Annotated in this window: 3 protein-coding genes and 1 pseudogene; all 4 read right to left on the reverse strand. The window is 62.9% G+C overall.

Going from position 1 to position 3,450, the window contains the following annotated elements; all coding sequences use genetic code 11:
* On the reverse strand, positions 1–843 hold an 843-nt coding region (locus tag IRZ31_RS20705; RefSeq protein WP_297157485.1), incomplete at its 3' end, for a class I SAM-dependent methyltransferase.
* Positions 844–931: 88 nt separating this feature from the next.
* The gene (locus IRZ31_RS20710; protein ID WP_297157488.1) at positions 932–1,879 is read right to left on the reverse strand and encodes a class I SAM-dependent methyltransferase; all 948 of its coding nucleotides are present in this window, start codon (positions 1,877–1,879) and stop codon (positions 932–934) included.
* Positions 1,880–1,978: 99 nt separating this feature from the next.
* Entirely contained in the window at positions 1,979–2,917 is a 939-nt protein-coding gene (locus tag IRZ31_RS20715) for a class I SAM-dependent methyltransferase (protein ID WP_297157491.1), read from the reverse strand.
* A gap of 47 nt (positions 2,918–2,964) precedes the next feature.
* Positions 2,965–3,450 (reverse strand): annotated as a pseudogene (locus IRZ31_RS20720) (hypothetical protein); the annotation flags it as partial.

The following is a 3,450-nucleotide window of genomic DNA, read 5'->3' on the forward strand; positions in this document are numbered from 1 at the left end:
CTCCTGCTCAGGCATGTGGAAACGTGCCGCCAGCGGGGCGCTGATCGCCTTCCAAACCTCGCGGAAGTCAAGAGCGAGTAAAGAGCCGATGCGCCCGCCCCAATCCCCTAGAGGGACCTGGATGGGATGGCGCTGGATATTGACGAGGCCAGCCTGGGCCAGATAGTGGTCGAGGGAACGCATGACTACGCCTTCGCTATCTAGCCCGCGAAGGGCAGCGAGCTGACCTGTGAGGGAGGCAAGTTGCTGATTGGCTGGCCCTGCTGGAATGAGGTTGCTGATGTGTGTGCTTAGCTCGACGAGTTCGATCCAGCCGCCGGGGGAGGTGACGCGGGCGAGTTCCTGGACGACGCCCGGCCAGGCCGCCAGCGGAATGGCGCCTACCAGGAGGCGCTGATGAACGAAGTCGAAGGAGTCGTTGGCGAAGGGGAGACCCTGGGTCAAGTCCCCCTGGACGAAGCGGTAGTTAGGTGGGGGAGTGGTGGCTTTGACCTGCTCCAGATCGAGGCCGATGACCTCGGCCTGGGGGAACTGGTGGGCGAGTTCGAAGGCCCACTGGCCGGTGCCGCAGCCGACGTCGAGGATGCGGCCCGGTTGCTGGATGGGAGCCAGATAGTTGCCGCGCAGGATAGCGCGCAGGACATAATGCTGGAAGTCGAGGCGGTTGACTTCGCCCAGGTCTTTGGGGAGCAGGTAGGGCTGTTCCTGCAGATAGCGGCGAGGCCCCTGCAGACGGGGCAGGGCGACCTCGCCCAGCTGCCGGCCGGAAGAGGGAGAGGTGCTGGCAGGGCGAGCGGGCGAGGTGGAGCCACGAGAGCGGCGTCGGAAGAACCACCAGGGCATGATCAGGATCCTCCTTGCGAATAAAGGTGTCTCTGACAGCGAGTGCAGATATGCAGATGGGAGCAAGGGCCGCACTCCAGTTCAGGGATCAGGGCCGGCCAGGTTTCTGGCCATAGGCTACGGCGAAGCGGCAAGTGGTGCGGAACTGGTTCCATTCCTGGCTGGCCTGGTCGATGAGCGCGAGCACCTCCTGTTCGGGCTTGCCAAAACGCGCGGCTATGGGGGCGCTGATTGCTTTCCAGACTTCACGCAGATCCAGGGCCATCAAGGAGCCGATGCGTCCACCCCATTCACCCAGGGGGATGTCGAGAGGCTGATAGTGGATGTTGATGAGACCGGCCTCCTCCAGATAGCGAGCTAAAGAACGCATGACAAGTCCCTCGGTATCGAGGCCCCGCAGAGCAGCCAGCTGAGCCCCAAGCCGGTAGAACTCTTGAGTAGCGGGGCCAGAAGGCATATAGTCCTGCAAGGCGGTTCCGGCTTCGAGGAGTTCGACCCAGCCGCCGGGAGCGGTGACGCGGGCCAGATCTTTGACGATACCCGGCCAGGCGGTCAGTGGGAGAGCCAGAACGAGCAGGCGCTGATGGACGAAATCGAGGCTGTCGCTGTCAAACGGGAGACCTTCGAGCAGATCCCCCTGGACGAAGCGGTAGTTAGGAGGAGGGGAAGCAGAGGCTTTGATCTGTTCGAGGTCGAGGCCGATGACCTCGGCCTGGGGGAACTGCTGGGCGAGTTCGAAGGCCCACTGGCCGGTGCCGCAGCCGACGTCGAGGATGCGGCGCGGTTGCTGGATGGGGGCCAGATAGTTGCCGCGCAGGGCAGCACGCAAGACATAGTGTTGGAAGTCGAGGCGGTTGATCTCGCCCAGGTCTTTGGGGAGCAGGTAGGGCTGTTCCTGCAAGTAGCGGCGGGACCCCTGCAGACGGGGCAGGGCGACCTCGCCCAGCTGCCAGCCGGCGGAAGAGGGAGAGGTGCTGGCAGGGCGAGCGGGCGAGGTGGAGCCGCGAGAGCGGCGTCGGAAGAACCACCAGGGCATAATCACAATCCTCCTTGCGAGCCAAAGTATGGGGTGTATTGCTTTGGCAGGGAGTGCGGGCCTGCAGATGGAGCGGGGAGCCGCACTCCGGCTTAGTTATCAGGACCGAACAGGCTTCTGGCCATAGGCGACAGCGAAGTGCCATTGTGTTCGAAACTCGTCCCATTCCTGGCTGGCCTGGTCGATGAGCGCGAGCACCTCCTGTTCGGGCCTGCCAAAGCGGGCAGCCAGTGGGGCACTGATCGCCTTGCAGGCTTCGCGCAGGTCCAGGGCCATCAGGGAGCCGATGCGCCCACCCCATTCGCCCAAGGGGACGTCGAGGGGCTGGTAGTGGATGTTGATGAGGCCGGCCCCCTCCAGATAGCGAGCCAGGGAGCGCAGGACGATGCTCTCGACATCCAGCCCCCGCAGGGCAGCCAGTTGAGCCGCGAGCCTATTGAACTCTTGGGTAGCAGGACCAGAGGGCATATAATCCTGCAGAGCAGTGCCGACTTCGAGGAGTTCGACCCAACCGCCGGGGGCGGTGACGCGGGCGAGTTCCTGGACGACGCCCGGCCAGGCTGTCAGAGGAATGGCGCCCGTCAGAAGGCGCTGATGAACGAAGTCGAAGGAGTCGTTGGCGAAGGGGAGGCCCTGGAGGACATCCCCCTGGACGAAGCGATAGTTGGGAGGAGGGGAAGCAGAGGCTTTGATCTGTTCGAGGTCGAGGCCGATGACCTCGGCCTGGGGAAATTGCTGAGCGAGTTCGAAGGCCCACTGGCCGGTACCACAGCCGACGTCAAGGATGCGGCGCGGCTGCTGGATGGGGGCCAGGTAGTTGCCGCGCAGGGCAGCACGCAAGACATAGTGTTGGAAGTCGAGGCGGTTGACTTCGCCCAGGTCTTTGGGGAGCAGATAGGGCTGTTCCTGCAGATAGCGGCGAGGCCCCTGCAGACGGGGCAGAGCGACCTCGCCCAGCTGCCAGCCACTGGAAGGCTGAGCGGGTTCAGCGACGTGAGAGCTGTTGTGAGAGCGGCGGCGGAAGAACCACCAGGGCATGGAACAAGGCTCCTTCTAGTCTTGTCGAATCACTCTAGTTGAACTGGTTAGTACGGTTTCTGGCCATAAGCGACGATATAGCTGTATTTCGTGTGATACCTGTTGAATTCTTGCAGCATTTCCTCAATGGCTGTGGCAATCTCCTGCTCTGTTATTGCGAACCGATGAGCGATTGGAGCGCTGAGTGCTTTCGCCCCTTCCCGGAAGTTCAGTGCCATTAAAGAGCCGAGACGTCCACCCCATTCACCGACTGGGACTTCGATCTGACGGCGCTCAATGTTGATGAGGCCAGTTGCTGAGAGATAGTGGTCCAGTGAACGGGCTACCACTCCTTCGCTATCGATGCCTCGCAGAGCGGCTAATTGCCCTCCCAATGTGAAGAGTCGCTGAGTAACAGGGCCCGAGGGAGTGAGGTCTTTTGGTGCAATACTGGCTTCGACGAGTTCGACCCAGCCGCCGGGGGAGGTGACGCGGGCGAGTTCCTGGACGGCGCTGGGCCAGGCCGCCAGGGGGATAGCCAGCACGAGCAGGCG

This window comes from Thermogemmatispora sp. (assembly GCF_019683635.1).
Taxonomy (GTDB): domain Bacteria; phylum Chloroflexota; class Ktedonobacteria; order Ktedonobacterales; family Ktedonobacteraceae; genus Thermogemmatispora.

Bases quoted from the DNA above. Each gene is read 5' to 3' on its own strand.
- IRZ31_RS20710 (WP_297157488.1), bottom strand. From the start codon at position 1,879: ATGCCCTGGTGGTTCTTCCGACGCCGCTCTCGCGGCTCCACCTCGCCC.
- IRZ31_RS20715 (WP_297157491.1), bottom strand. From the start codon at position 2,917: ATGCCCTGGTGGTTCTTCCGCCGCCGCTCTCACAACAGCTCTCACGTC.